At 72.4% G+C, this 25,772-nt stretch carries 25 protein-coding genes, 3 tRNA genes and 2 pseudogenes; 13 read left to right on the top strand and 17 right to left on the bottom strand.

Translation table 11 applies throughout. From position 1 onward, the window contains the following. Positions 1-126: 126 nt before the first annotated feature. From ACGF12_RS21600 to ACGF12_RS21610, 3 genes are all read right to left on the bottom strand, one after another. Positions 127-1,530, bottom strand: coding sequence for a glutamate decarboxylase (locus tag ACGF12_RS21600; RefSeq protein WP_393032296.1), 1,404 nt, complete (start codon positions 1,528-1,530; stop codon positions 127-129). 130 nt (positions 1,531-1,660) lie between these two features. Next, a complete protein-coding gene (locus tag ACGF12_RS21605) occupies positions 1,661-3,106 on the bottom strand; it encodes an FGGY family carbohydrate kinase (protein WP_393032299.1) in 1,446 nt (481 codons plus the stop codon). Positions 3,107-3,231: 125 nt separating this feature from the next. Continuing rightward, on the bottom strand, positions 3,232-3,537 hold the full coding sequence (locus ACGF12_RS21610) for a hypothetical protein (protein WP_393032302.1): 306 nt from the start codon (positions 3,535-3,537) through the stop codon (positions 3,232-3,234). A 230-nt stretch (positions 3,538-3,767) separates the two neighbouring features. Here ACGF12_RS21610 and ACGF12_RS21615 point away from each other — a divergent pair. Both ACGF12_RS21615 and ACGF12_RS21620 read left to right on the top strand, forming a co-directional pair. After that, a tRNA-Asn gene (locus ACGF12_RS21615) sits at positions 3,768-3,840 on the top strand. Positions 3,841-3,902: 62 nt separating this feature from the next. Continuing rightward, positions 3,903-3,975, top strand: a tRNA-Asn gene (locus ACGF12_RS21620). 164 nt (positions 3,976-4,139) lie between these two features. Here the strand turns inward: ACGF12_RS21620 and ACGF12_RS21625 are convergent. Further along, positions 4,140-4,886, bottom strand: a complete 747-nt coding sequence (locus ACGF12_RS21625; protein ID WP_393032305.1) for a trypsin-like serine peptidase — start codon at positions 4,884-4,886, stop codon at positions 4,140-4,142. Positions 4,887-5,006: 120 nt separating this feature from the next. Next, positions 5,007-5,861 (bottom strand): trypsin-like serine peptidase, encoded by an 855-nt coding sequence (locus ACGF12_RS21630; RefSeq protein ID WP_393032497.1) that lies wholly within the window; start codon positions 5,859-5,861, stop codon positions 5,007-5,009. Positions 5,862-6,057: 196 nt separating this feature from the next. On the opposite strand from ACGF12_RS21630, the gene ACGF12_RS21635 reads away from it, so the two are divergent. Both ACGF12_RS21635 and ACGF12_RS21640 read left to right on the top strand, forming a co-directional pair. Next, positions 6,058-6,131, top strand: a tRNA-Ile gene (locus ACGF12_RS21635). A gap of 438 nt (positions 6,132-6,569) precedes the next feature. Beyond that, positions 6,570-7,124: pseudogene (locus ACGF12_RS21640) on the top strand (transposase); the annotation flags it as partial. 69 nt (positions 7,125-7,193) lie between these two features. Here the strand turns inward: ACGF12_RS21640 and ACGF12_RS21645 are convergent. From ACGF12_RS21645 to ACGF12_RS21660, 4 genes and pseudogenes are all read right to left on the bottom strand, one after another. Then, the gene (locus ACGF12_RS21645; RefSeq protein ID WP_393032308.1) at positions 7,194-7,496 is read right to left on the bottom strand and encodes a hypothetical protein; all 303 of its coding nucleotides are present in this window, start codon (positions 7,494-7,496) and stop codon (positions 7,194-7,196) included. Continuing rightward, a complete protein-coding gene (locus tag ACGF12_RS21650) occupies positions 7,480-8,997 on the bottom strand; it encodes a hypothetical protein (RefSeq protein ID WP_393032311.1) in 1,518 nt (505 codons plus the stop codon). The genes ACGF12_RS21645 and ACGF12_RS21650 overlap by 17 nt, the downstream gene beginning before the upstream one ends. Positions 8,998-9,027: 30 nt before the next feature. Further along, on the bottom strand, positions 9,028-9,360 hold the full coding sequence (locus ACGF12_RS21655) for a WXG100 family type VII secretion target (RefSeq protein WP_393032314.1): 333 nt from the start codon (positions 9,358-9,360) through the stop codon (positions 9,028-9,030). A 183-nt stretch (positions 9,361-9,543) separates the two neighbouring features. After that, a pseudogene (locus tag ACGF12_RS21660) lies at positions 9,544-9,786 on the bottom strand (multidrug ABC transporter permease); the annotation flags it as partial. A 188-nt stretch (positions 9,787-9,974) separates the two neighbouring features. Between ACGF12_RS21660 and ACGF12_RS21665 the strand changes: the two are divergent. The 4 genes from ACGF12_RS21665 (at position 9,975) to ACGF12_RS21680 (ending at position 12,885) form a co-directional block, all read left to right on the top strand. Further along, a complete protein-coding gene (locus tag ACGF12_RS21665; RefSeq protein ID WP_393032317.1) occupies positions 9,975-10,922 on the top strand; it encodes an SPFH domain-containing protein in 948 nt (315 codons plus the stop codon). A 10-nt stretch (positions 10,923-10,932) separates the two neighbouring features. After that, on the top strand, positions 10,933-11,160 hold the full coding sequence (locus ACGF12_RS21670; RefSeq protein ID WP_393032320.1) for a hypothetical protein: 228 nt from the start codon (positions 10,933-10,935) through the stop codon (positions 11,158-11,160). Positions 11,161-11,211: 51 nt separating this feature from the next. Then, positions 11,212-11,880 (top strand): GPP34 family phosphoprotein, encoded by a 669-nt coding sequence (locus tag ACGF12_RS21675; protein ID WP_393032323.1) that lies wholly within the window; start codon positions 11,212-11,214, stop codon positions 11,878-11,880. A gap of 93 nt (positions 11,881-11,973) precedes the next feature. After that, positions 11,974-12,885, top strand: a complete 912-nt coding sequence (locus ACGF12_RS21680; protein ID WP_393032326.1) for a 1-aminocyclopropane-1-carboxylate deaminase/D-cysteine desulfhydrase — start codon at positions 11,974-11,976, stop codon at positions 12,883-12,885. 4 nt (positions 12,886-12,889) lie between these two features. Here the strand turns inward: ACGF12_RS21680 and ACGF12_RS21685 are convergent, their stop codons facing one another. Both ACGF12_RS21685 and ACGF12_RS21690 read right to left on the bottom strand, forming a co-directional pair. Next, entirely contained in the window at positions 12,890-14,395 is a 1,506-nt protein-coding gene (locus ACGF12_RS21685) for an LCP family protein (protein WP_393032328.1), read from the bottom strand. Positions 14,396-14,514: 119 nt separating this feature from the next. Continuing rightward, on the bottom strand, positions 14,515-14,979 hold the full coding sequence (locus ACGF12_RS21690) for a MarR family winged helix-turn-helix transcriptional regulator (protein ID WP_387619569.1): 465 nt from the start codon (positions 14,977-14,979) through the stop codon (positions 14,515-14,517). A gap of 107 nt (positions 14,980-15,086) precedes the next feature. Here ACGF12_RS21690 and ACGF12_RS21695 point away from each other — a divergent pair, with 107 nt between their 5' ends. Together ACGF12_RS21695 and ACGF12_RS21700 are read left to right on the top strand one after the other, a co-directional pair. Beyond that, complete coding sequence (locus tag ACGF12_RS21695; RefSeq protein ID WP_393032332.1) at positions 15,087-16,112, top strand: NADP-dependent oxidoreductase; 1,026 nt, start codon at positions 15,087-15,089, stop codon at positions 16,110-16,112. Positions 16,113-16,464: 352 nt separating this feature from the next. Beyond that, positions 16,465-16,959 carry a DUF3145 domain-containing protein gene (locus ACGF12_RS21700; RefSeq protein ID WP_359913089.1) on the top strand — a complete coding sequence of 165 codons (495 nt, stop codon included), beginning with the start codon at positions 16,465-16,467 and terminating at the stop codon, positions 16,957-16,959. Positions 16,960-17,023: 64 nt separating this feature from the next. On the opposite strand, the gene fabF is transcribed toward ACGF12_RS21700, so the two are convergent. The 5 genes from fabF to ACGF12_RS21725 all read right to left on the bottom strand — a co-directional run bounded on the left by fabF (position 17,024) and on the right by ACGF12_RS21725 (position 22,068). Beyond that, entirely contained in the window at positions 17,024-18,286 is a 1,263-nt protein-coding gene (fabF, locus tag ACGF12_RS21705) for a beta-ketoacyl-ACP synthase II (protein ID WP_393032335.1), read from the bottom strand. A 183-nt stretch (positions 18,287-18,469) separates the two neighbouring features. Further along, positions 18,470-18,712 (bottom strand): acyl carrier protein, encoded by a 243-nt coding sequence (locus ACGF12_RS21710; protein WP_393032338.1) that lies wholly within the window; start codon positions 18,710-18,712, stop codon positions 18,470-18,472. A gap of 80 nt (positions 18,713-18,792) precedes the next feature. Further along, complete coding sequence (locus ACGF12_RS21715) at positions 18,793-19,824, bottom strand: beta-ketoacyl-ACP synthase III (protein ID WP_393032341.1); 1,032 nt, start codon at positions 19,822-19,824, stop codon at positions 18,793-18,795. Further along, positions 19,821-20,780 carry an ACP S-malonyltransferase gene (locus ACGF12_RS21720; RefSeq protein ID WP_393032344.1) on the bottom strand — a complete coding sequence of 320 codons (960 nt, stop codon included), beginning with the start codon at positions 20,778-20,780 and terminating at the stop codon, positions 19,821-19,823. Before ACGF12_RS21720 ends, ACGF12_RS21715 begins: the two co-directional genes overlap by 4 nt. A gap of 91 nt (positions 20,781-20,871) precedes the next feature. After that, positions 20,872-22,068, bottom strand: a complete 1,197-nt coding sequence (locus ACGF12_RS21725) for a PucR family transcriptional regulator (RefSeq protein WP_387619686.1) — start codon at positions 22,066-22,068, stop codon at positions 20,872-20,874. A 404-nt stretch (positions 22,069-22,472) separates the two neighbouring features. Between ACGF12_RS21725 and ACGF12_RS21730 the strand changes: the two genes are divergently transcribed. Then, positions 22,473-23,249 (top strand): pirin family protein, encoded by a 777-nt coding sequence (locus ACGF12_RS21730; RefSeq protein WP_393032347.1) that lies wholly within the window; start codon positions 22,473-22,475, stop codon positions 23,247-23,249. Here ACGF12_RS21730 and ACGF12_RS21735 read toward each other — a convergent pair. After that, the gene (locus ACGF12_RS21735) at positions 23,246-24,079 is read right to left on the bottom strand and encodes a serine hydrolase domain-containing protein (RefSeq protein ID WP_393032350.1); all 834 of its coding nucleotides are present in this window, start codon (positions 24,077-24,079) and stop codon (positions 23,246-23,248) included. The two genes, ACGF12_RS21730 and ACGF12_RS21735, sit on opposite strands and share 4 nt — an antisense overlap. Positions 24,080-24,199: 120 nt before the next feature. Here ACGF12_RS21735 and ACGF12_RS21740 point away from each other — a divergent pair, with 120 nt between their 5' ends. Beyond that, complete coding sequence (locus ACGF12_RS21740) at positions 24,200-24,703, top strand: MerR family transcriptional regulator (RefSeq protein ID WP_393032353.1); 504 nt, start codon at positions 24,200-24,202, stop codon at positions 24,701-24,703. After that, positions 24,700-25,713: an aldo/keto reductase gene (locus ACGF12_RS21745; RefSeq protein WP_393032356.1), complete on the top strand. Its 1,014-nt coding sequence runs from the start codon at positions 24,700-24,702 to the stop codon at positions 25,711-25,713. Before ACGF12_RS21740 ends, ACGF12_RS21745 begins: the two co-directional genes overlap by 4 nt. Positions 25,714-25,772: the final 59 nt, after the last annotated feature.

A 25,772-nucleotide genomic window follows, 5' to 3' on the forward strand; every position in this document is an offset into this window, starting at 1 on the left:
ACCCCCCTCCCCCCCCCCGCGGGGGCCCCCCCGGGGGGGGGGCCCCCCCCCCCACCCGCGGGCCCCCCCGGTGGGGGCGCCCCCCCCGCACCCTCCCACCGGCCCCTCCGGGCGGCGTCGCCGCCGTCAGTGGTGGAAGCCCTCGCGGACCGGCATCCCGAGCTCCTTGAGTGGGACCGGCTGGCGCCGCAGCTCCGGCAGCAGCCGGTTGAGGTCGGCCAACAGCAGATCGGCGAGGTCCCGGGAGAAGCCGTTGCGGCAGACCACCCGGAGCACCGAGAGGTCCTCCCGGTCCGCCGGGAAGGTGTACGCGGGCACCTGCCAGCCGCGCTCGCGCAGCCGCCGAGAGACGTCGAAGACGTCGAAGGGCACGTCCTCGGTGGTGGTGAAGGCGAACACCGGTAGCTGGTCGCCGTGGGTCAGCAGCCGGAAGCAGCCCAGCTTCCCGATCTCCCCGGCCAGATAGGTGGCGACCTCCCGGCAGGCGCCCTGGACGGCCTTGAAGCCCTCCCGGCCGAGTCGGAGGAGGATGTAGTACTGCGCCGCGACCTGTGCGCCGGGCCGGGAGAAGTTGAGTGCGAAGGTCGGCATCTCGCCGCCCAGGTAGTTGACCCGGAAGACCAGTTCCTCCGGCAGCGACTCCTGGTCGCGCCACAGCGCCCAGCCGACGCCCGGGTAGACCAGGCCGTACTTGTGCCCGGAGGTGTTGATCGAGGCCACCCGGGGCAGCCGGAAGTCCCAGACCAGCTCCGGGTCGAGGAAGGGCGCCACCATGCCGCCGGAGGCGCCGTCCACGTGCACCGGGATGTCCAGGCCGGTGCGCTCCTGGAGTTCGTCCAGGGCCGCGCAGATCTCCGCGATCGGCTCGTACGACCCGTCGAAGGTGGAGCCGAGGACACCGACCACGCCGATGGTGTTCTCGTCGCACAGGGCGACCGCCTGCTCGGCGCCGAGATGGAAGCGCTCGCCCTCCATCGGCGCGGTGCGGGCCTCGACCTCCCAGAAGGTGCAGAACTTCTCCCAGCACACCTGGACGTTGACGCCCATCACCAGGTTGGGCCGGGCGCCGGCCGCGTAGCGCTCGGGGTTGCGGCGCATCCAGCGGCGCTTGAGCGCCATCCCGGCGAGCATGCAGGCCTCGCTGGAGCCGGTGGTGGAGCAGCCGACCGCGAGGTCCGGGTCGGGGGCGTGCCAGAGGTCGGCGAGGATGGCCACGCAGCGCCGCTCCAGTTCGGCGGTCTGCGGGTACTCGTCCTTGTCGATCATGTTCTTGTCCAGGCACTCGGTCATCAGCCGGGTGGCCTGCACCTCCATCGAGGTGGTGACGAAGGTCGCCAGGTTGAGCTTGGCGCTGCCGTCCAGCATCAGCTCGTCGTGGATCAGCTGGTACGCGGTTTCGGCCGCGACCGGGCCGTCGCCGAGCCGGTGGACGGGCGGGGCGAGCTGCATCGAGCCCAGCGGGTCGGTGATGCCCAGGAACGGACTGACGCTCAGCCGGCGGCCGTTGCCGGCCCCTTTGTGCAAGGCCATGGGATGCTGTCGCCCTTCACGTCGGTGGCCGTGTCCCGACCCACGCTGCCACCGGTCGCCGGGTGACGCATCTTCAGCGACGGACTCCAGCCAACGCCGTCCCCGGCGGTTTGAGGGCTCCCGGGCGGCCTCAGGCCGACGGGCCAGAGGCCGCCTCCGGGTGGATCTGGTGGCGGGCGGCCCAGTACTGCTGGCGCACCGCCGCGCCGATCGCGAGTTCCTGCTCGTCCTCCGGCTCGACCGTCTCGGCGTCCGGCAGCTCCCACTGCGGCGGCTCCGGGGTGCCCGCCAGCGCCCAGGCCGCCTGCCGGGCGGCGCCGCGGGCGGCGTGCGCGCCCGGCGCCGGCACCACGACCGGGACGCCGAACAGCATCGGGGCGATGTGCCGGACGGCGGGCAGCCGGCCGGCCGTGCCGAGCAGGAAGACCCGCTTGATCCCCACGCCCTGGGCACGCAGCACGTCCAGCGCGTCGGCGATGTTGCAGAGCATGCCCTCGACGGCGGCTCGGGCCAGGTGCTGAGGGGTCATCGCACCGGCCCGCAGACCGGTCAGGGTGCCGGCCGCGTGCGGCAGCGCGGGGGTGCGCTCGCCGTCCAGGTACGGCAGCAGCACCAGGCCGTAGGCGCCGGGGGAGGAGTGCAGGGCGAGGTCGCTCAGCCCGTCCAGGTCCAGACCGAGCATGGCGGCGGTGGAGCGCAGCACCTGGGCGGCGTTCAGGGTGGCGACCATCGGCAGGTGGTGCCCGCTCGCGTCGGCGAAGGAGGAGACCAGGCCGGAGGCGTCCACGACGGCCTTGTCGTGCACCGCGAAGATCGTCCCGGTGCTGCCGAGCGAGACCACCGCGTCGCCCGGGCCGAGGCCCAGGCCCAGCGCGGCGGCCATGTTGTCGCCGGTGCCGGCCGAGATCAGCAGGCCCTCGGGGGTGTGCCCGGCGGGTTCGGCGGGGCCGAGCACCTCGGGCAGCTTGAGCTCGTGGCCGAGCGCCAGCTCGACCAGGTCCTGCCGGTACCCGCCGGTGATCGGGGACCAGTAGCCGGTGCCGGAGGCGTCGCCCCGGTCGGTGGTGCGGCGTTTGGGGTGGCCGAGCAGCTGCCAGACCAGCCAGTCGTGCGGCAGCAGCACCTCGGCGACCCGGCGGGCGTTGGCCGGCTCGAACTCGGCCAGCCAGCGCAGCTTGGCGATGGTGTAGGTGGGGCCGGGCACCGCGCCGATCGCGGAGGTCCAGGCGGCCGGGCCGCCGAGGGCGTCCAGCAGCTTGGCGGCGGCGCCGCTGGAGCGCGGGTCGTGCCACAGGATCGCGGGCCGGACCAGCACCCCGCCCGCGTCCAGGCCGATCATGCCGTGCTGCTGCGCGCTGACGCCGATCGCCCGGACGCTCTCCAGCAGGCCGCCGGTCGCGGCGTCGCCGAGTGAGTGCAGCCACATCTGCGGGTCGGCCTCGCCCGCGCGGAGGTTCTGGTCCTCGGGGACGGGATGGGGGGCCTTCCCGGAGCGCAGCACGGCGCCGGTGTCGGTGTCGCACGCGACGATCCGGGTGCGGTTGGTCGAGCTGTCTATCCCCGCGACGATGGCCATGTCGAGATCATGCCCCAGCCCGGCCCGGGACGCGTCCGGGCCGGGTGGGCCGTTGCCGGTTCGGAACGCCCGGTTGGGGGTTCCTTTGCCAGGGCCCGACCCCGGGCCCCGGCGTCACCGCCCGGTCACGGGCGGAAGGTGCCCCAGCTGTCGTCCTCGGCCCGGGTGCGGTTGAGGTACGGCACCCGGTCGGTGACCGCGGTCGGCAGTCGGCCCCCGACCCGGTCCGCGACCGCGCCGGCCGCCTTCCCGGCGACCGCGCCGGCCTGGTGCCGGGCCCGGTCCGTCGCCCCCTGCACCGCGGGGCTCTGGGTGATCTGCCGGGTGACCTTGGCGATCTGTTCGTAGCGCTGGCGCCCGGCCCGCGAGCCCAGGACGTAGCCGGCCGCGAAACCCACGGCCAACGACAGCTTCCACATGATCGGACCCACCCTCTCCTGGCGGCCTTCTGCCGCATTGCCCTACCCGTTGGTCGGGACGGCGAACCGTCCGCGTCCCCAGCATCCCCGGGGGCCGTCGCGGGCGCGCGCGGGGCGCGCCGGGACGGCGGTCCGGGGCGGCCGGGGAAAGCGATTGGCGGACCACCCCCCCGAGTGCGCTAATGTATGTCCCGCAGCGAGCGCCGAGGAGCCCGGGGAACGGGAGCCGAAGCGGAAGCCGATCCCCCATAGCTCAATTGGCAGAGCAGCCGACTGTTAATCGGCAGGTTATTGGTTCGAGTCCAATTGGGGGAGCTCGGGAGAAGGCTCCTCAGGAGCCCACCTCCTGTACATGGTACGGAAGTTGAGTACCGCGATCCCGCATAGCTCAATTGGCAGAGCAGCCGACTGTTAATCGGCAGGTTATTGGTTCGAGTCCAATTGCGGGAGCTGCACCGGGTCCGCCCGGTGACTGCTCAGAGCGAAGGCCCCTCGGACGACCGGGGGGCCTTCGTGTTGTCGCGGCCCTGTTGCGTCCGTCACTCCGGCCACCGGCGTCGCCGTCCGCCGTCGTCCCGGCCGGGCGCCCGTTCGGTCGGCCGGGGGCCTCCGGCTCAGGTGGTCGCCTTCCGGTAGAGGTCGGCGACGCGCTGGTCGAAGGTGACGCTGTACGAGGTGTCCGGGCTGTCGCCGCCCTCCTGGTAGCCGCCGATCACGCCGACCACCGTGCCGCTCTCGGTGACCCACGGGCTGCCGCTGGTGCCGTCGGTGTAGCCGCCGCAGTCGAAGCGCTCCTGGGTGGAGCTCTGCGAGCGGGTCTTCACCGAGCAGGTGATCGGCTCGTCGCTCTCGTTCGGGTAGCCGGTCACCGAGACCGCCAGCCCGACGCCCTGGCCCGTCCCGAGCGGGTTGCCGCCGACCGCGTCCTCGATCTGCCGGCCGTCGGCCCTGCGGACGGTGATGAAGGCCACGTCGTAGTCCGGGTCGTCGTCCTGCGCCCAGCGCGGGTCGACGGTGATCGACTGCACCGACCAAGTCCCGTACGGGGTGTACCCGTTGCGGTAGCCAGGGGTGAACACCAGACCGTCGAGCAGGCCGACCCGCTGGTTCTGCACGCAGTGTGCCGCGGTGACCAGCAGGTTGCGCCCGGGGCTGTGCACCACGCTCGCGGTGCACGCCCGGGGGCCCTGCGCGGTGTGGATGGACAGGGTGCCGATCCGGTCGCGGGCCGGGTTCGGCTGGGCGACCTCCGCGTTCGGCGGCTTGTCCGGCCCGCCGCACGCGGTGCCGGCGGCCAGCAGCACGGCGGCCAGCGCGGTCGCCTTGGCCGTACGCGCGGGCGGTACCGGGCGGGGCGCCATCCGGGGCTCCGTCTCGTTCCTCGGGGCGGGCACCCGGGCCGTGCGTTCCGCCGTTCGTGAGGAAGATCTACCAGGCCGTGCCCGTGGGCGCCACTGCCGGGTGTTCGATTCCGGTCCGGTTCAGCCGGTGGCCCGGTCGTAGAGGGCCTGGACCCGGTCGCCGAAGTAGCTGCTGTACGAGGTGTCCGGGCTGTCGCCGCCCTCCTGGTAGCCGCCGATCACGCCGACCACGGTGCCGGTCCTGGTGTTCGGGTCGAAGTCGGTCACCCAGGGGCTGCCGCTGGTGCCGCCGGTGTAGTCGGGGCAGTCGATCCGCAGCTGGGTGGGGCTCTGCTCGGTGGTGGTGTTGGAGCAGGTGATCGGGACGTCGCTGCTGCCCGGGTAGCCGGTGACCCGCACCGGGACCTGGTAGCCGCGGTTGACGCCCAGCTTGTTGGCGCCGAGCACCTGCTGCACCTGCTGCCCGTTCTGGGCCTGGACGACCGCGAAGGCGACGTCCACGTCCGGGTCGGCGCCGCTCTTCCAGCCGTCGTCCACGGTGACCGCCAGCAGCGGCCAGACGCCGCTGGGGGTGTCGCCGCTGCGGTAGCCGGGGACGAAGACCAGGTCGCTGCGCTGGCCGAGCTTCGGGTCCCAGACGCAGTGGGCGGCGGTGACGATGAGGTTGAGCCCGGCGCTGTCCACCACGCTGGCGGTGCAGAAGTGGTCGCCGTCCGCGTTGCGGGTGAACACCGCCCCGACCAGGCCGTTGAGCACGGTGGGCTTGGCGGTGCGGGTGACCCCGGTGTGCTTGCCGGCTGCGCCCTTGAGCCGCTTGCTGCTCCAGCCGTGGGTGTCCACGGAGCCGGAGGCCGAGGCGGAGGGCGGCGCCGAGGTGACGGTCGGGGCGAGCCCGCCCGGCCGCGTCGCGGTGGTGCAGCCCGCCGCCGCGAGCACCAGCAGCAGGGCCCCGGCCACGGCTCCCGTCCCACGCATCGTCACCAGCCCAGGCTGCCCTGGACCGGGCCCCCGGCGCCAGCCGGGCTGCGCCGCCCACAGGGGCGCGTCGCGTCGCGCACCCAGGTACGCCCCCGGCGCGCACCACGGGTGATCGACCGGCTATGCTGCCCGGGACGGCCTCGCGGGGCCGTCTGCTGCTGCCGTGGCCGACGACCGGCGCGCGCGGCGAACCGGGGCGGTAGCTCAGCCGGTTAGAGCAGGGGACTCATAATCCCTTGGTCGTGGGTTCGAGTCCCACCCGCCCCACTCCCGATCTGATGCCCCGTCGGGCCATGCAGGCCACTGACCTGCGGAAATGTCGAAACCGCCTGCGAGAACTGTAGGCGAATGACCGTCGGATGACGGTGACCACGCGCCGATGTTCACCCGCATGGGAACGTTATGTGAACGTTACGCTGACGTTCGGCGGGGCTGAGCAGCACGTTTGCGGGTCGATCGGCTCCGCCCCTGGGCTGATCGGCGCAATCCCTTGGGTCACCCCGGCCCAGGCGGGCCGCACCGAGGTCCGCGGTGCACACCATGGCGGCCCTCGGTGCGGCCGGGGCCGGTTTGGGTGTGCATGACACTCCCCGAACGGTCTTCGGTGCAGGAGCTCGAAAACCTGACAGTCAAGCACGGTGTTGAGTTTGCCGTAATCCACAAGCTTGGCCCAGAATCCAAGGGCGCCATAGGGACGTACTACCTCTCGACCGCAGGCCTACCGGGCAGTCGGCGAAAGTCGACCTGCGCGACGTCTTCAACGCCATCCTCTTCGTCAACCGCACCGGAATCCCCTGGAAATACCTCCCGAACGGCTTCCGCAACCACGGCACCGTCTACGCTTGCTATGCCGCGTGGAGCGACAAGGGAATCCTCGTCCGGCTGAACTACGATCTCACCGGACTCGCCCGCGTAAAAGAAGGCCGCAAACACGAGCCGACCGCCTCGGTGATCGACACCCAGAGCGTGAAGACGTCCACCAGCGTGCCTCTGACCGGCCAGGGAACCGACGCCGCCAAGAAAATCACCGGTCGGTCGGAAGCGGGCATCCTCACCGACACCATCGGACTCATCCTCGCCGTGACCGTGACCGCCGCGAGCCTGTCCGGGAACGCCCTGGGAATACGCCTCCTCAACCAGGCCGAGAAGGCCTACCCCGGCATGTCCACGAGCTGGGTCGACACCGGCTTCAAGAACGCTGTTGTCGAGCACGGAGCCGGCCTGGGCGTCGACGTCACCGGCCTCACCAACCAGACCCCCGCCGCCCCGTGAGCCCTCCCGCGCGCGGAGCCCGGCCCGCCACCCGGGCTCCGCACGCCGACGGTTCTGCTACTGCCCCGCGTTCCGCTCCCGCGTCTTGCGCCGCATCTCCTGCAGCTTGGCCAAGGTCCCGGGGTAGACCGGGGCCTTGCTTTCTGCGACGACCTGCGGATTCTGCTGTGCCGCCGGGAGCAGTTCGTCGTAGCGAGGGTCCCCCGGCTCGAACTTGTGCCACCCGTCGTAGAAGAACCCCTCCGGCGCCCTTCCGCCGTACCGCTGCCAGATGGTGACGCCATTGGCGTCGAGCATCGGGTTCCCGGTGACGTGGTAGGGCTCATCGGTGACCTCGTAGGGATCAGAATGCTCGCTCAAAATACTCCTCCAGAATCTGCGCTGCCTCGCGGTCGCCGTACGTGAATTGGTCCAGTGTCTTGGCAGTCCAGTGATTGAACGCCTCGGCGAAGTACTCGTGCGGCTGGCGGGTGTACGCATCCAAATGTGGATTGTCGCCGATCCGGTCCAGGACCCGCTGCCGCGCATACAGCCACTCCGGCTGGCGACTCAGATTGCCGTAGACTTCATCGACCGCGTGCCCGAACTCATGGACAGCAACACTACTGGGCGTCTCTGCAATTGAATTGACCAGGAGTCTACGCTGGCCGGGTACGTACATACCAGGTATGAATTCTGCCGGTGAAGTGCCTCCTACCGGGTTGACGCCGGCGAGGTGGTAGCCGCCCGGAAGCTGCGTGATGGGCCTGGGGCCGATGCTGACCCCGCCGCCCGGCACCTCTTTCAGATGGTCCCAGACCTTGTCGAAGATGTGCTCCGGCACGCGTGCCAGCTCGGTTTCCACCTTGTCGATGCTCGGGTGATCTTCAATGTACTCGAGCGGTAACTTGCCGGGCATCGGTAGCTCAGCAGGTTTGGCATGCCTCGGGCCGCGTGGAGCGTTGTCGCCGGGACGTCCGCGTGGTCCTGTCGCACCACCGGCAGCGCCGACGACGACGTCGAGGGGCTCGACGGGGCCGGTCTTGAACTCGGCGTCGTAGCCGTAGCTGAGGCCTGCGCCGGTGACCATGCGGCCGGGGAGGGAGTCGGCGGCGTTCGCGACCTTGGCGAGGCCGGCAAGGGCGACGGAGGCGCTCTCGGCGCGTTCGGCGGCGTTGGCGACGGCGCGTCCGCCGGCGCCGAGGCCGCCGCCGGCGGCACCCATGATGCCGCCGGTCTCGGCGGAGTCGAGGGCCTCGTTGCCGCTGTAGCCGCCGTCGTCGAAGAACTCGACCCGGATCGGCTGGGCGACGGCGAGGTCGACGGTGATGGCCTCGACGGCGCCGAACGCGGCCCCGACCAGGACGGTGGCGGCGATGGTGGCGATGGTCGAGGAGACGGTCACGCCCAGGCCCGCGGCGGTGGCGACGATGGCGGCCGCGGCGCCCCCGGCGGCGGCCTCGGAGAGCCCGGCTGTGAAGAAGGCGAGGGCGGTGCCGGCGACGAGGGTGGCGCCGACGATCGTGGCTTCCTCTTCGAGTTTCTTGATCGCCTTGTCGACCTCGGTGGCGAAGTCCCGCAGGGCCTTGGCGAGGCTGCGGCAGGCGTCGGCGGTTTCGGGGAGCCAGCCCTTGCCTTTGCCGGCGCTGTCCTTGCCGCCGTAGTACTGGCCCCAGAACTTCCCGAAGGCGTCGATGGCCGGACCGTGGTTGTTCGCGACGATCGCGGCCGCTGCCTGATTGGTCGGCACCGTGACGTTGTCGATGGCGGTGGCCATCGCCTCCCAGGCGTCCGCGACCGTGCGCAGCTTGTCCGGGTCGGCGTCCGGCCACCACATGCCGGTGAGCTTCTGGACGGCCTTCGCCGCCGTGGACTCACCCACGCGCTGCTCCCGTCCGGGAGCGGGCGCCGCTCATATCGTCATGTTCTTTTTGGCCTGGCTGTCGGCGCCGGTGTGGTTGTCGGCGTGGGCGTGCAGCCCCTCGTTGATGCTGTTCAGGCCCTTGACCAGGACGTCGAGCGCGGAGAGCACGTGGTCGTGCGGGGTGTTGTAGGCCGTCGCGAACTCGTTGCCCTGCTTGTCGCTGCCCCAGGGGGCCCCGTCCTCGGTGAGGCTCTTCCTGAGCTTGTCGAGCGCGTCCTTGAGCGCCTTGCTCTGGGTCTCGAAGGTCGGCGCGGCGTCCTTCAGGTCCCCCGGCCGGAGCTTGAACTCCGGCCCGCCGGCCTTCGCTGCGTCATCCGCCATGGCGTCACCCCCCCGAACTGTCCGTCGACTGACCATACTTGTGGTCAGACCGACCGGCGAACTGACGCGGTTTCAGTTTGGACGGGTGACATCGGTCACGTCCGCGACGGCTTGTGCGGCAGTGTCTGCGAGCGAGCCGGTCCCGTGGGGTTCGTGCGGGGGTGCCGCGATCAGCGGGCCAGCCGCCTGGCCGATGCCCATCGGTCGGTCGCGGGTGAGCGCGATCCCGGCGATGGCCATCGGCGGGCAGGAGAAGAGCGCCGAGCCGAGCAGTACCGCCGCCGCGACCACCACCCCCGGCAACCGGAGCAGGTTCCAGTTCATCGCGCCCCCGAGGGCGACGGTGATCAGCACCGTGATCACCGTCTGCGGCACCGCCTTCACTCCGGCAGCGAACGCCTTGCCGGCCGCCAGCGCCGTGCGCGGGGGCGCGCCGTAGTTCACCCTCCCGTGGGCATCGGCCCCGGAGCCCCCGGCGGTCCTCCGTCGCCCCGGCGACCACTCTTGTCCGGCTTTCGTGCCGGCCTGGCGTGCTGCGCGAAAAAAGTGATATCACTTTGACAGCTGAAGCGGGCACCCGCGCAGCGGACATCGCACAGGGGGGAGTCGGTCCCATGACCACACCGCGTTTCGCCGTCGAGGACGGCCCTGCCGTCGACCTTCCGGCCCCGAGGGTCACCGAACGGATCATCACCGGGGCCGCCGGGCTGCCGGTGCTCGGGGGCGCCCTGCTCGGCCTGGTCGCCGGGTTCGCCTCCGTCATCACCGGAGGGTTCCAAGTGTCCGGCGGGAACAAGGGCCTGGGCATCGCCCTGGTGGTCGCCGGGCCCGTGCTGGTGCTGGCCTCGCTGCTGCTGCTGTGCGGGCTGACGGTGGTCTCGCCCGGCTCGGCCCGGGTGGTCCAGCTGCTCGGCAACTACCGGGGCACCATCCGGGCCGAGGGGCTGAGCTGGCTGAACCCGTTCACCAACCGTCGGCACATCTCCCTGCGGATCCGCAACCACGAGACCGAGACCACCAAGGTCAACGACGCGGACGGCAACCCGATCGAGATCGCCGCCGTGGTGGTCTGGCACGTCGAGGACACCGCGATGGCCGTGTTCGAGGTGGACGACTACGCCGACTTCGTCGCCGTCCAGACCGAGACGGCCGTCCGGCACATCGCCACCAGCTACCCGTACGACGCCCACCACGAGGGGCAGTTGTCGCTGCGCGACGGCGCGGACGAGGTCGCCCGCAAGCTGTCCGCCGAGATCTCCGCCCGGGTCGCCTCGGCCGGTGTGCGGGTCGTCGAGTCCCGGATCACCCGGCTCGCCTACGCGCCCGAGGTCGCCCAGGTGATGCTCCAGCGCCAGCAGGCCGGGGCCGTGGTGGCCGCCCGGCGGCTGATCGTCGAGGGCGCCGTCGGTATGGTCGAGGAGGCGCTGGACCGGCTCGCCGAGCGCGACGTGGTGGAGTTGGACGAGGAGCGCAAGGCTGCCATGGTGAGCAACCTCCTGGTGGTGCTCTGCGGCGACCGGGGCACCCAGCCCGTCGTGAACACGGGCTCCCTCTACCAGTAAGGGCGCGGCGTTGGCGACGGAACGGAAGAAGATCCTGTTGCGACTGGACCCTTCAGTTCACGACGCGCTGGCCAGGTGGGCTGCGGACGAACTGCGCAGCACCAACGCACAGATCGAGTTCGTGCTCCGCCGTGCCCTCACCGAGGCCGGCCGGATGCCCAGCGGCGCGGCCCGGCTTCCCCGGCGCGGCCGACCGCCCAAGGAGAGCCCGGAGCGCGGCGGTCCCGTCGAGGACTGACGAGGACCGACCGCAGGGGCCGGGCGCCACAGACCTTTCGGAGAGACCGAGATGGACCTGCCCGTCAATCTGCCCGAGAAGCTCTACCTGCTCGCCTACGACCCGCGGCGCGAGCGGACCACCCAGCACTCCACGCTCAACCTGCTGCTGCAGGCCGCGTCGCTGACCGAACTGCTGCGCCGGGGACTGGTGCGTGAGGACGGCCGGACGGCCGTCGCCCGGGTCCGCGACTCCGCCGCCGCGGCCGGTCTGGACCCCTACACCGCCCGGCTGCTGGGCCAGATCCGGGAGAAGCGCCCGCACGGCTGGAGCTGGTGGGTCGGTCACGCCAGGAGCGCCGGGCGGGACCAGCCGATCCGGTGCGTCCGGGAGGGGCTGGCGGAGGCCGGCTGGATCGACCTGCGCCGGCACAGGGCGGCCGGGCTGATCCCGGTCACCCGGGTCACCGTGACGGACCCCGGGGTGCGCGAGGCGCTGGCGGCCTCCGTCACCGCCGCGCTGAAGAGCCCGCTCAGCCGGGTGGACCCGGCCGACGCGGCGCTGACGGCCCTGGTCGCCGCCGGACGGCTGCGGTCGGCGCTGAGCCCCCGGCAGACCAGGGAGTACCGGGGCCGGATCGCCAAACTGGCCCCGGCGGCCGGACCGGTCCCGAAGGCGCTCCGGACGGCGCTGGCCTGGCGCGTGGCGAGCCACGCGGCGGCGGGTGCGGCCGCGGGGTGACGGACCGCCCACGGGGGTGACGGCCCGTCCGGGAGCCCGGCCACCGAACCGGTGGCCGGGCTTCGCGCTGCCGGCGGCCCGTAAGCTGGCCGGGTGCTCGATTCCGCCCTGCTGCCGACCCCGCTGGTGGACTGCACCGACGAGGCCTTCGCCCGGGCCGGGGTGGAGCTGCGGCTCAAGCGGGACGACCTGCTGCACCCGACCGTCCCCGGCAACAAGTGGCGCAAGCTCGCGCCCAACCTGGCCGCCGCCGTCGAGCGGGGCCACACCCGGCTGCTGACCTTCGGCGGGGCCTACTCGACCCACCTGCGGGCGGTCGCGGCCGCCGCCGCCGCGCTGGGGCTGGAGAGCGTCGGGCTGGTGCGCGGCGAGGAGCTGGCCGACCGGCCGCGCAACTGGTCGCTGCGGGCCGCCGAACAGTCCGGGATGCGACTGGAGTTCCTCACCCGGGCCGCCTACCGGGAGGCCACCGGCCGGGCCGTGGGGGAGTGCGGTCCGCAGGCCCCGCAGCACCGCTGGGGCCCCTGCCTGGTGCTCCCGGAGGGCGGCTCCAACGCGCTGGCCGCGATCGGCGCGGCCGCGATCCCGGCCGAACTGCCGGACCTGGGCGAACGCGACGTGGTCTGCTGCCCGGTCGGCACCGGCGGCACCCTGGCCGGCATCGCGGCGGGCCTGCCGCCGGGCGCGCGGGCGCTCGGGGTGGCAGTGCTGCGCGGCGGCGAGGGCTACCTGGAGGCGGAGGTCGCCCGGCTGCACCGGGCCGGGTACGGGCGCGAGTTCGACAACTGGCGGATCGATCATGCCCACCACGGCGGCGGGTACGGCAAGGTCCGGCCCGAACTGGACCTCTTCGCCGAGGAGTTCGAGCGCCGCCACGGCATCCCGGTGGAGCGCCGCTACGTCGCCAAGCTGCTCGCCGCGCTGGCCGACCTGGCCGGGGCGGGCGCCTTCCCGCGCGGCGCCCGCCTGACCGCCGTGGTCACCGGCCTGCCGGACCCGGAGTAGTGGCTCAGGACCCGAAGGTCAGGTCGGCGCACGGATCGGTGTCGGCGCCCCGGGTGTTCTCGGCTATGCCGGTCGGGATGCCGCTGGGCGTGGTGCCGCTGGGTGCGGTGGTGGGCGCCACCGAGGGCGAGGACGCCGAGTTCGGCTGGGTGGCGCCGGCCGGCTGGTAGTCGGCGCCGAGGGTGACGGTGACGGAGTCCGCGCCCGGCTCCTCGACCGTACGGGCCCCGGGGAAGAGCGCCGCGACCTGGTCGGCGACGGCCTTCTGCGCCGGGTCGTAACCGATCTCGGTCTGCTGCTTGCCGGGGTTGTTGGCGCCGAGCACGACGTTCTGGAAGCCGCGTCCCTTGAGCGTCTGCGCGCCGGAGCCGGCCAGCCCGGCGGTGCCGACCCCGTTGACCACGGTGATCGGGGCGGCGGCCTGCTCGGGGGTGAGCGGCGTGGCGGCGGTGGGGCTCGCGGTCGGGGTGGGGGAGGTGGCCGCGCCGGTGCCGGCGGTGACCTGCCCGTCCAGGGTGCGGTCCTCCCGCAGCAGCTTCCACAGGGTGTCGGCGTCCGGCTGGACCAGCCGCACCCGCTCCCCGGCGAAGCGCCAGGGGGCGGTCACGAAGGTGACGTCGGAGAGCTTGATGTCCTCCACCGAGCGGGCGAAGTCCACCAGCTTCATCGCGGTGCCGAGTCCCTCGTCCACGGTGAGCGACTTGGTGGCGGCGTCCGCCAGCGGGAGCAGGGTGGGCAGCGAGAAGCCCTGGTCCTGCACCTTCTTGATCATCGAGGAGAGGAAGGCCTGCTGGCGCTTCATCCGGCCTATGTCGGAGTTGTCGCCGATGCCGTGGCGGGCCCGCAGGTAGTCCACCGCGGACTGCCCGGAGAGCTTCTGCAGCCCCTTCTTGAGGTGGATGCCGTACTCGTTGACGTCGTTGGGCACACAGGCCTCCACGCCGCCGAGGGCGTCGGCCATCGCGGCGGCGCCCTTGAAGTCGACCACGACGGTGTGGTCGATCCGCAGCCCGGTGAGCGCCTCCACGGTGTTCTGGGTGCAGGCCGGGTTGCCCTTGGGGAGCAGGCCGACGCTGAACGCCGAGTTGAACATCTGGTCGTTGCGCGGCTTGCTCCAGGTGCCGTCCGCCAGCTTGCAGGACGGGATGGTGACCAGGGTGTCGCGGGGGATCGAGACGCCGACGGCGTGCTTGTGGTCGGCGTAGACGTGCACCAGGATCGCGGTGTCCGAGTTGCCGACGCCCTCTTCGCCGCCGCCCAGCGCGCTGTTGCCGTCGTCCCGGGTGTCCGAGCCCAGCAGCAGCACGTTGACCGGCACCTGGGCGCCGGGGGAGACCGGGACGGGGGCGGGCGGGCGCTCGGTGGCGACGCCGCCCGCGTCGAAGGTGGTGATGTTGCTGTCCAGCCTGTGGTAGAACCAGGCTCCGGCCCCCACGACCGACAGCACCAGAACGGCGGCCAGGCCGATGGCGGTCCGCAGGTAGCGGCGCCGGCGCGTGCTGCTGCTCATCCTCCGTGCCCCCCGTCTTCAGGTATCTCGCGTTCGGTGTTCGAACGTTAGACGTTCCGGAAGGCCGTTCGGTTACCCCCGGGGGGTGGGGTAATCGGTCCGCGGGGCTGTGATGCTGGTCACGCTCCGGGGCCGGAGGCGCCGGTGAGCATCCGGCGGAGCAGGTCGCGCAGCACCGTGCGTTCCTCCTGGCCGAGTGCGGCGAGCGGCTCGCGGGCGAAGTTGAGCGACTCGCGCAGCTCCTCGGAGGCGGCCGCGCCGGTGTCGGTGGCGGCGACCAGCTTGACCCGGCGGTCCTGCCGGTCGGCCTCCCGGGTGACGAAGCCGCGGGCCTCCAGCCGGTCGACGATGCCGGTGATGTTGGACGGCTCGCAGCTGAGCGTCTGGGCGATCTGCCGCATCGGCAGCGGGCCGCGCCGCAGCAGGGCGAGCACCTTGGCCTGGGCGCCGGTGAGCGAGCGGGCGGCCGCGGCCTCCTCGTACTCGCGGTGGAAGAGCGCGACCAGGTTGGCCATCAGATCGACGACCTCGCGGGTGATCTCGTCGGACTGCGGCGTGGCGACCTGGGTCGACTGGGTGTCCATGCCTCAGAGTCTACCTGAAAAGTTGACAAGGTGAACCTTTCATGTCCATCGTTACTTCAGTTGCTCAACCTTTCACCTGCCGAAACCCCCCTCCGAGGAGCACCTCCATGGCAGAGCAGGCCGTCCCCGCCACCGCCCGTGAATGGCACCTCGCCGCCCGCCCGCAGGGCTGGCCGGCGCCCACCGACTTCGCCCTGGTCGAGGCCCCGGTCCGGACCCCCGGCCCGGGCGAGATCCTGGTCCGCAACACCCACCTCTCGGTGGACCCGTACATGCGTGGCCGGATGAACGACGTGAAGTCGTACGTGCCCCCGTTCCAGCTCGGCGTGGCCATGGACGGCGGCGCGGTCGGCTACGTCGTCGCCTCTGAGGCCGAGGGCTTCGCCCCGGGCGACGCGGTGCTGCACGGGCTCGGCTGGCGCGAGTACGCCACCCTGGACGCCGAGCGCGCCGTGAAGGTCGACCCGGACGCCGCCCCGCTCTCCGCCTACCTCGGCGTGCTCGGCATGCCCGGTCTGACCGCCTACGCCGGCCTGCTCGCCGTCGGCGCCCTCAAGGAGGGCGACAAGGTCTTCGTCTCCGGCGCGGCCGGTGCGGTCGGCTCGCTGGTCGGCCAGATCGCCCGGCTCAAGGGCGCCTCGCTGGTGGTCGGTTCGGCCGGCTCCGCGGAGAAGGTCGCCAAGCTGGTGGACGAGTACGGCTTCGACGCCGCCTTCAACTACAAGGACGCCCCGGTCGCCGAGCAGCTCGCGAAGGCCGCCCCGGCGGGCATCGACCTCTACTTCGACAACGTCGGCGGCGACCACCTGGAGGCCGCCATCGGCGCGCTCGGCGTGCACGGCCGCGCGGTGCTCTGCGGCGCGATCGCCCAGTACAACGAGACCACCGCGCCCGCCGCCCCGCGCAACCTCGCGATGGCGATCGGCAAGCGGCTGCGCCTGGAGGGCATGCTGGTGGGCGACCACGCCGCCCTGCAGCCGCAGTTCGTCACCGAGGTGGCCGGCTGGCTGAAGTCCGGCGAGCTGCGCACCGAGGAGACCGTGGTGGACGGCTTCGAGAACGCCGCCGAGGCCTTCATCGACCTGCTGCGCGGCGTCAACACCGGCAAGATGGTTGTCCGCCTGGAGGGCTGATTCCCCGTCAGGGCGACTGACCGCCCCGCCGCCCCCACCGGGCGCGCGGGGCGGTTCGCGTGCACGGCGCAAGGGATCCGGCCGCACTACCGCATTCCGGTCGGATCCGAAAGTGCGTCATCCATCCTGCGGCGCTGCGCGGTACGGTGGTTCCGCCTGGCGATGGGGCCGTTCGGGGGAGAGATCCGGCCGAAGGGTAGACCTCGTTGAGGATTCGACTAGCATTGAGCGAAAGCCTGTCCGTTTTGCTCAATTTAGTAGCTTAATGTCGGCTAACGTGGGTAACTGCGGATCAACTGCAGGCACGAGGCAGCTGGGGAAGGCGACCCTCGTCCACAGCCTGGAGGTCCCGGTGACGACACGTGGAGTTCTCTACATCCACACCGCGCCCCGCGCGCTGTGCCCGCACGTCGAGTGGGCCGTCGCGGGGGTGCTCGGTGTGCGGGTGAGCCTGGACTGGATCCGCCAGCCGGCCGCACCCGGGCATTGGCGTGCCGAGCTCTCCTGGCAGGGGGAGCCCGGTACGGCCTCGAAGCTCGCCTCGGCGCTGCGCGGTTGGCAGCTCATGCGGTACGAGGTGACCAGCGAGCCCTGCGCCACGGCGGAGGGGGAGCGGTACAGCAGCACGCCCTCGCTCGGCATCTTCCACGCCGTCACGGGCATCCACGGCGACATCCTGATCCCCGAGGACCGGCTGCGCGCGGTGCTGCTGCGGGCCCGCAGCGAGGGGGCCGACCTGGAGGCCGAGATCGCCCGGCTGCTGGGCAAGCCCTGGGACGACGAGTTGGAACCCTTCCGCTACGCGGGCGAGGGCGCGCCGGTGCGCTGGCTGCACCAGGTGGTCTGAGCCCGGAGGAACGACGCAGGGGCCGGCGCTCGCGGAGAGCGCCGGCCCCTGTTGACGTGTGCGGTCAGCGGGTGCGGAAGGCCAGCACCACGTTGTGGCCGCCGAAGCCGAACGAGTTGTTCAGCGCCGCGATCCGGCCCTCGGGCAGCGGGGTGGCCTCGCGCACGATCTTCGCGTCCACCTCGTCGTCCAGCTCGTCGACGTTGATGGTCGGCGGGGCGACCCGGTGGTACAGGGCCTGCACGGTGGCGACGGTCTCGATGCCGCCGGCGCCGCCCAGCAGGTGACCGGTCATCGACTTGGTGGCCGAGACGTAGATGTGGTCGAGGTCCTCGCCCAGCTCCTTGCGCAGCGCCTTCAGCTCGGCGGTGTCGCCCTGCGGGGTCGAGGTGGCGTGCGCGTTGACGTGCACGATCTCGGCCTTGTCCAGCTCGTTGCGCTCGAACAGGTCGGCCAGCGCGCGGGCCACGCCGGCGCCGGTCGGCTCGGGCTGGGCGATGTGGTGGGCGTCCGAGGACAGGCCCTGGCCCACGGCCTCGCAGTAGATCCGGGCACCGCGCGCCTCGGCGTGCTCCAGCGTCTCCAGCACGACCACGCCGGCGCCCTCGCCCAGGACGAAGCCGTCGCGGGCCTTGTCGTACGGACGGGAGGCGCGCTCGGGGTCGTCGTTGTTCTTGGACATCGCCATCATGTTGGCGAACGCGGCGATCGGCAGCGGGTGGATCGCCGCCTCGGTGCCGCCGGCCACCACGACGTCGGCGCGGCCGGTGCGGATCATCTCGATCGCGTAGCCGATCGCCTCGGCGCCGGAGGCGCAGGCGGAGACGGGGGTGTGCACGCCGGCGCGGGCGCCGACCTCCAGACCGACGTTGGCCGCCGGGGAGTTGGGCATCAGCATCGGGACGGTGTGCGGGGAGACCTTGCGGGCGCCCTTCTCCTTGAGCACGTCGTACTGGTCGAGCAGGGTGGTCACGCCGCCGATGCCGGAGGCGATGACCGCGCCCAGGCGCTCGGGGGCGAGCTTGGAGGACTCGTCGGTGGCCGGGGTCTCGTAGCCGGCGTCGGCCCAGGCCTCGCGGGCGGCGATCAGCGCGAACTGCGCGGAACGGTCCAGCTTGCGGGCCAGCGGGCGGGGCAGGATCTCGCCCGGCTCGACCGCGGTGCGCGCGGCGATCCGGACCGGCAGGTCCTGGGCCCACTCCTCGGTCAGGGCCGCCACTCCGGAGCGCCCGGCGACCAGGTTCTCCCAGGTGGTGGCGGCGTCGCCGCCCAGCGGCGTGAAGGCGCCGATACCCGTGACGACCACGGTACGGTTTTCAGCGGTCACTGGTTTCTCTTCTTTCACGTTTCGTGCGGGGGTCGGCGGCGAGCCGGGGAAGGGCCCGGCCGGGCGCCCGGTGGGGCGTCCCGGCCGGCGGGTCGGCCTGGCTCGGGGAGCCGGGCCGACGGGTCAGCCGTCCGAGGCGTTGCTCGCGCCGGACGGGCTGGACGACTCGAACGAGTCGATCGCTCAGGCGTTGGTGACGATGTAGTCGACCGCGTCGCCGACGGTCTTCAGGTTCTTGACCTCGTCGTCCGGGATCTTGACGTCGAAGCGCTCCTCGGCGGCCACGACGACCTCGACCATGGACAGCGAGTCGACGTCCAGGTCGTCGGTGAAGGACTTGTCCAGCTGGACGTCCTCCGCCGGGATGCCGGCGATCTCGTTGACGATCTCGGCGAGGCCGTCCAGGATCTCTTCGCGGGTAGCCATACTGGCTGCTCCTCTTCGGTGTTGAGCGTGTCCGACCGGCGGCCGAACACAGGCTTGTGGATGGGTGGGGCGAAACGCGCCTAGGGGAGCGTAACGACTGCCGCGGCGTACACGAGACCCGCCCCGAACCCGATGATCAGGGCGAGGTCGCCGCTGTGGGCCTCGCCGCTCTCCAGCATGCGCTCCATCGCCAGCGGGATGGAGGCGGCGGAGGTGTTGCCGGTCTCGGCGATGTCGCGGGCGACCGGCACCGACTCCGGCAGCTTGAGCGCCTTGATCATGGCGTCGGTGATCCGCATGTTGGCCTGGTGCGGGATGAAGGCACCGAGCTGGTCGGCGGTGATCCCGGCGGCGTCCAGCGCCTGCTGGGCCACCTTGGCCATCTCCCAGACCGCCCAGCGGAAGACCGGCTGGCCGTCCATCCGCAGGGCCGGCCACTTCTGCTCCTCGCCCTGGCCGTTGACGGCGTCGGGCTTGGCGAAGGCGGTGTCCCAGGCCTGGGTCTGGCTGATGACGTCCGCCTGCGAGCCGTCCGAGCCCCAGATCAGCTTGCCGATGCCCGGCGTGTCGGAGGGGCCGACGATCGCGGCGCCGGCGCCGTCGCCGAAGATGAACGCGGTCGAGCGGTCGGACTTGTCGGTCAGGTCGCTGAGCCGCTCGACGCCGATCACCAGCACGTACTCGGCGTTGCCGCCGCGGATCATGCCGTCGGCCAGGCCCAGGCCGTAGCCGAAGCCGGCGCAGGCGGCCGAGATGTCGAAGGCCGGGGCGGTGCCGCAGCCGAGCCGCTCGGCGATCTCGGTGGCGATCGCGGGGGTCTGCTTGAGGTGCGAGACGGTCGCGACGATCACGCCGCCGATCTGCTCGGGGGCGATCCCGGCCTGCGCGATGGCCTTGCCGGCGGCCTGCACCGACATCTCGGAGACGGACTCCTCCGGGCCGGCCCAGCGGCGCTCGGCGATCCCGCTGCGGGTGCGGATCCACTCGTCCGAGGAGTCGATCCACTCCAGCACCTCGGAGTTGGGGATGACCCGGACCGGCCGGTAGCCGCCGACACCGTGGATGCGGGAGTACTGCGCGCCGCTGGCGGGACGGATCTGCGGCTTCGTCATGCCTGGTCCTCCTGGTCCGGCTGGTCCTGACCGCCGTGCTCCGCGACGAACTCGCGGGCCTTGTCCAGATCGGCGGGGGTCTTCAGGGCGAGCGTGGCCACACCCTTGAGGTTGCGCTTGAGCAGAGCGGTGAGGGTGCCGGCGGGGGACAGCTCGATCACGGCGGTCGCGCCCAGCCGGCCGAGGGTCTCCATGCAGAGGTCCCAGCGGACCGGGTTGGAGACCTGCGACACCAGGCGATCGAGGACCTCGGCACCGGAGCCGACGACCTCACCGTCCTTGTTGGAGACGTAGCGGACCTGCGGGTCGGCCACGGTCAGGGTCGGGGCCAGCTTGGCCAGCCGCTCGACGCCGGGGGCCATGTGCTCGGTGTGGAAGGCACCGGCCACCTTCAGCGCGACCAGCTTGGCGCCGGCCGGCGGGTCCGCCTTCAGAGCCTCCAGCTGGGCCAGCGTGCCGGCCGCGACGATCTGGCCGCCGCCGTTGTTGTTGGCCGCGGTCAGGCCGTGCTCGGCCAGCTTCGCCGCGACGACCTCGGGGTCGCCGCCGAGCACGGCGATCATGCCGGTCTCGGTGACGGCGGCGGCCTCGGCCATGGCCCGGCCGCGCTCGCCGACGAAGGTCAGCGCGTCCCGGGCGCTCAGCACCCCGGCACCGGCCGCGGCGGTGATCTCGCCGACGCTGTGGCCCGCGACGGCGCCGACCAGCTTGCGGGCGACGTCCTCGTCCGGGAACAGCTCACGGGCGGTCACCAGACCGGCCGCGACCAGCAGCGGCTGGGCGACGGCGGTGTCCCTGATCTCCTCGGCGGACGCCTCGGTACCGGCGTGCACCAGGTCGAGCCCGGCGACCTCCGACCAGCCGCGCAGGCGGTCGGCGACACCGTCGAGCTCCAGCCAGGGGCTGAGGAATCCGGGGGACTGGGCACCCTGTCCAGGGGCGACGATTACGAGCACGGTTCAACCCTCTCTCGCCAGGCGCCCAGGGGCGGGTAGGCGACGGTAACGAAGAAAACCATCCGGGATTGTATGGTCCCTACACCCCGGCTCAGCTGGGCTCCCCGGCTGCGGTCAGCCGGCCGAGGGCCAGTGCGATCCGCAGAGTGAACGCCGAACGCACGTCGGAGGGGGCGTACCCCGTGACGTCGGTCACGCGTCGTAGCCGATAGCGCACCGTGTTGGGGTGGACGAAGAGCATTCGGGCCGCACCCTCCAGGGAGGACGCCTGCTCCAGGTAGACACTCAGCGTCTCCAGCAGCGCGGAGCCGGCCTCGTCCAGCGGTGTGTAGATCTCCTCCACCAGCTGCTGCCGGGCGGCCTGGTCCCCGGCCAGCGCCCGCTCGGGCAGCAGGTCGTCGGCCAGCACCGGGCGGGGGGCGTCCGGCCAGGCCGCGCAGGCGCGCAGGCCGGCCGCGGCGGCGTGCGCCGAGCGGGTCGCCGAGAGCAGGTCCGGCACGGTCGGGCCGATCACCACCGGGCCCGGCGCGAACTGGCCGATCAGCGCCCGGGCGGCGTGCACCGGCTCCTTGTCGCCGCCGACCACGACCACCAGGCGCTTGCCCAGCACCCCGGTCAGCACGTTCAGCTTGGCGTACCGGGCGGCCCGGCGGATCGCCTCGACCACCAGCTCGCTGTCACCGTCCGGAGCGCTTCCCATCACCACCCGGACCTGGCTGGGCTGTCCCCAGCCCAGCGCCGCGGCGCGGGAGAGCACGCCCTCGTCGGCGTCGCCGGACAGCAGCGAGTTGACCACCAGCGCCTCCAGCCGGGCGTCCCAGGCGCCGCGCGCCTCGGCGGCCTGGGCGTACACCTGGGCGGTGGCGAAGGCGATCTCGCGGGCGTAGACCAGCACGGACTCGCGCATGTCCGCTTCGTCGCCGGGGGCGGCCACCTCCTCGATGGCCTCCTCCATCACCTCGATCGTGGTGCGGATCAGCTCGACGGTCTGACGCAGGGTGATCGCCCGGGTCAGCTCGCGCGGGGCGGTACCGAAGACGTCGGTCGAGATCGCCTGGGCGGCGTCGGGGTGGCGGTACCACTCGGTGAAGGCGGCGATACCGGCCTGGGCGACCAGGCCGATCCAGGAGCGGTGCTCCGGCGGCATCCGCCGGTACCAGCCGAGCTGGTCGTCCATCCGCGCGATCGCGGCGCTGGCCAGCTTGCCCGAGGACTTCTCCAGCCGCTTGAGCGTCGCCGCCCGGCGCTCGGCCCGCTCGGCGGCGTTTCTGCGCTCCTGGGCCGTCAGGCGGGGCGCCGCCCGGCCGGGGCGGTCGCGGCCGGCCCGGGCGGCCGGGCTCTTGCCGGTCGGTTCGGGTGCGGCGGGACTGGGTTCGCTCTGGGAGTTCGCGGAAACGGCTGGCACAAGGACAAGACTGCCTCACGTGAGTGACTGCTCGTGCACAACCCCCGGCGCTCAGGTGCGGTGGCAAGAGTCACAACCGCGAGTCGGAGGGCGCGCCGGTGCCGAAAGCGAGGAGCGACCAGCGACGAAGGAGCGCCGGCGCGTGGAACGTCGGCACCGGGTCCGGAGCGCCCGGAGCGAGCCGACGAGCGGCGAGTCGGAGGGCGCGCCGGTGCCGAAAGCGAGGCACGTCGGCACCGGGTCCGGAGCACCCGGAGCGAGCCGACGAGCAGGCTACGGTGGAGCGCGTGACCGACGCTCCTGAACGCCCCCGCGCCGACCTGCGCCGCACCGCCGAGCGCTACCGCTCCGCCCCCGCCGAGGGTGTCGAGACCCGACACGCGTTCTCCTTCTCCGGCCACTACGACCCGAAGAACACCCACTTCGGCGCGCTGCTCGCGTGCAACGAGGAACTCCTCGCCCCCGGCGCCGGGTTCGAGGAGCACAAGCACCGGGACACCGAGATCCTCACCTGGGTACTGGAGGGCGCGCTCGCCCACCGGGACTCGCACGGCCACAGCGGGGTGGTGCGTCCGGGCATGATCCAGCACCTGAGCGCGGGCTCCGGTGTGACCCACACCGAGCGCAACGTCGGCGGCGCCACCGGGCCGGTGCGCTTCGTCCAGATGTGGCTGCAGCCGGACGAGTTCGACGCCGCCCCGGCGTACGGGCTGCGCAAGGTGGAACCGGCGGACGGCGGGTTGACGCTGCTCGCCTCCGGGCTGGAGCGCGACGCCGGGACGCAGGCCCTTCGGCTGCGCCGGAGCGACGCCGCGCTCTGGCTGGCCGTCGCCGGGCCGTGGCAGCCGCTGCCGCAGCTGCCCGAGGCGTTCTGGCGGTACGCGCACCTGACGGCCGGCTCGCTGGGCTACCGGACGATCCCGGGACCCAAGGGCGGCGGGCGGTCGATGGTCCCGGGCGACAGCGTGCGGATCACCGGCGAGGCCTTCGCCGACCCGACGGCGGGCGAGACCGGCGCCGAACTCCTGCTCTGGGAGATGCACTCGCCGGTCTCGTACGGTTAGCCGTTCAGCTCGGCGAGCACCGCGTCGGACAGGGCCGGCCAGACCTCGACGGCCCAGGGCCCGAAGTCCTGGTCGGTGAGCGCGATGCAGGCCACGCCGGCCTGCGGGTCGACCCACAGGAAGGTGCCGGACTGGCCGAAGTGGCCGAAGGTCTCGGGGGAGTTGGCGGTGCCGGTCCAGTGCGGGCTCTTGCCGTCGCGGATCTCGAAGCCGAGGCCCCAGTCGTTCGGGCGGCGGTGGCCGTAGCCGGGCAGCACGCCGCTGGTGCCGGGGAAGGCGACCTCGCGGGTGGCCTGTCGGACGGTGGACGGGTCCAGCAGCTTGGGCGACTGCAGCTCGGCGGCGAAGCGGGTCAGGTCGGCCACCGTGGACAGGCCGCCGGCGCCGGCCGGGGACTTGTGCGCGGTGTTGAGCAGGGTGTCGTGCATGCCCAGCGGCTCGAACACCGCCTCGGCGACGTAGCGGTGGAACTCGATCCCGGCGGCCTCGGACAGGGCGCGGGAGAGCGCGTCGAAACCGGCGTTGGAGTAGAGCCGGCGGTTGCCGGGCTCGGCGAAGACCCGGTCCTCGTCGAAGCCGAGGCCGGAGGTGTGGGCGAGCAGGTGGCGCACGGTCGAACCGGGCGGGCCGGCCGGGTCGTCCAGCTCGAACACGCCCTCCTCGATCGCGACCAGCGCCGCGTACGAGGTGAGCAGCTTGGTCACCGAGGCCAGCGGGAAGAGGTGCTGCTGCGGTCCGTGCGCGCCCAGCACCGCGCCGTCCGAACCCCGGACCACCGCCGCGGCGGCGTGGGGCACGGGCCAGTTCTCGATCATCCGCAAGCTCTCCATGCTGTTGACTCTAGTGCGAGCGGAAACCGGGTGGCGGGGGCACCAGGCTGACAGGCTTGCTTGGAGTGCACTCCAACTCGGTAGCGTCATCGCCGTCGCACAGGACAGGGGGAACGATCAATGGCCACACCCGCGCTCGTCGAGGGCCGGCTGCGCAGTTGCTCCGAGGTGTTCAACCGCCCGGTCGGCGATCCGGACCGGACCCCGCGGCACACCATCAGCGAGGTCGCCGCGGCCAGCGGGCTGACCGCCCACACCCTGCGCTGGTACGAGCGGATCGGTCTGCTCGACCCGGTCGACCGCGCGGTCGGCGGCCAGCGCCGCTACTGCGACGGCGACCTGCACCGGCTGGCCTTCCTGGGCCGGCTGCGGCTGACCGGGATGTCGGTGGCGGACATGCTCAAGTACGTCGACATGGCCCGTCGCGGCGAACAGACCTACGGGGAGCGGCGGCAGCTGCTGGAAGCACAGCGCGAGGAGGTCCGGCAGAAGATCGCGGACCTCCAGGCCACCCTCGCCGTCCTCGACTACAAGATCGATCTCTACGCCGGGAAGATCGTCGACACCGTCGGTGCTCCCGTCCAATGCCAGTACTACCGAGTAGAGGAAGAGCAGAGCGCATGACTCACCCCGTCCTCCCCACCGCCGAACTCGGCACCGCCGGCCCGCTGGTGGGCATCCAGGGCCTCGGCTGCATGGGCATGAGCGACTTCTACGGCCCGACCGACTCCGACGAGGCGCTCGCCACCCTGGACGCCGCGCTGGAGGCGGGTGTCACCCTGTTCGACACCGCCGACGCCTACGGCTACGGCCGCAACGAGGAGTTCATCGGCCCCTTCGTCCGGGCCAACCGGGACAAGGTGGTGCTCGCCACCAAGTTCGCCATCGAGCGCAAGGAGGACGACCCGACCCACCGCGGCATCCGCAACGACCCGGCGTACGTCCGGGCCGCCGTGGACGCCTCGCTGCGCCGCCTCGGCGTGGACGAGATCGACCTCTACTACATGCACCGCCGCGACCCGGCCGTGCCGCTGGCCGAGTCGGTCGGCGCGATGGCCGAGCTGGTCGCGGCCGGCAAGGTGCGTCACCTGGGCCTGTCCGAGGTGACCGGGGCCGAGCTGCGCGAGGCACACGCGATCCACCCGATCGCCGCGCTGCAGTCGGAGTGGTCGGTGTTCGCCCGGGACATCGAGCGGGCGGTGGTGCCGGCCGCGGTGGAGCTCGGTGTCGCCCTCGTGTCGTACTCGCCGCTCGGGCGCGGCTTCCTGGCCGGCTCGTTCCAGGCCGCCGAACAGCTCTCGACGGACGACGCCCGGCGCACCCAGCCGCGGTTCACCGGCGAGAACGCGGTCGCCAACGGCGAACTGCTCGCCCCGCTGCGGGAGATCGCGGCGGCCCGCGGGGTGACGATGGCCCAGGTCGCGCTGGCCTGGGTGCAGCAGCGGGCCGAGGTGCACGGGCTGACCGTGGTGCCGATCCCGGGCACCCGCAAGCGCGTCCGGCTGGCCGAGAACACCGCGGCGGCGACCCTGCGGCTCACCGCGGAGGAGCTGGCGCTGCTGGAGCCGGTGTCGGCGCAGGTGGCCGGCGGCCGCTACCCCGACATGAACTTCACCTTCGTCGGGCGGGAGTAGCGCGGGAGTGACGGTGACCGGGCCCGGGGGTCGTTATCCCCCGGGCCCGGTCACCGCAG

This window comes from Kitasatospora sp. NPDC048296, assembly GCF_043201815.1.
Lineage (GTDB): Bacteria > Actinomycetota > Actinomycetes > Streptomycetales > Streptomycetaceae > Kitasatospora.

Bases quoted from the DNA above. Each gene is read 5' to 3' on its own strand.
- ACGF12_RS21600 (WP_393032296.1), bottom strand. From the start codon at position 1,530: ATGGCCTTGCACAAAGGGGCCGGCAACGGCCGCCGGCTGAGCGTCAGT.
- ACGF12_RS21605 (WP_393032299.1), bottom strand. From the start codon at position 3,106: ATGGCCATCGTCGCGGGGATAGACAGCTCGACCAACCGCACCCGGATC.
- ACGF12_RS21625 (WP_393032305.1), bottom strand. From the start codon at position 4,886: ATGGCGCCCCGCCCGGTACCGCCCGCGCGTACGGCCAAGGCGACCGCG.
- ACGF12_RS21630 (WP_393032497.1), bottom strand. From the start codon at position 5,861: ATGCGTGGGACGGGAGCCGTGGCCGGGGCCCTGCTGCTGGTGCTCGCG.
- ACGF12_RS21655 (WP_393032314.1), bottom strand. From the start codon at position 9,360: ATGGCGGATGACGCAGCGAAGGCCGGCGGGCCGGAGTTCAAGCTCCGG.
- ACGF12_RS21665 (WP_393032317.1), top strand. From the start codon at position 9,975: ATGACCACACCGCGTTTCGCCGTCGAGGACGGCCCTGCCGTCGACCTT.
- ACGF12_RS21675 (WP_393032323.1), top strand. From the start codon at position 11,212: ATGGACCTGCCCGTCAATCTGCCCGAGAAGCTCTACCTGCTCGCCTAC.
- ACGF12_RS21685 (WP_393032328.1), bottom strand. From the start codon at position 14,395: ATGAGCAGCAGCACGCGCCGGCGCCGCTACCTGCGGACCGCCATCGGC.
- ACGF12_RS21690 (WP_387619569.1), bottom strand. From the start codon at position 14,979: ATGGACACCCAGTCGACCCAGGTCGCCACGCCGCAGTCCGACGAGATC.
- ACGF12_RS21695 (WP_393032332.1), top strand. From the start codon at position 15,087: ATGGCAGAGCAGGCCGTCCCCGCCACCGCCCGTGAATGGCACCTCGCC.
- ACGF12_RS21710 (WP_393032338.1), bottom strand. From the start codon at position 18,712: ATGGCTACCCGCGAAGAGATCCTGGACGGCCTCGCCGAGATCGTCAAC.
- ACGF12_RS21715 (WP_393032341.1), bottom strand. From the start codon at position 19,824: ATGACGAAGCCGCAGATCCGTCCCGCCAGCGGCGCGCAGTACTCCCGC.
- ACGF12_RS21735 (WP_393032350.1), bottom strand. From the start codon at position 24,079: ATGGAGAGCTTGCGGATGATCGAGAACTGGCCCGTGCCCCACGCCGCC.
- ACGF12_RS21740 (WP_393032353.1), top strand. From the start codon at position 24,200: ATGGCCACACCCGCGCTCGTCGAGGGCCGGCTGCGCAGTTGCTCCGAG.
- ACGF12_RS21745 (WP_393032356.1), top strand. From the start codon at position 24,700: ATGACTCACCCCGTCCTCCCCACCGCCGAACTCGGCACCGCCGGCCCG.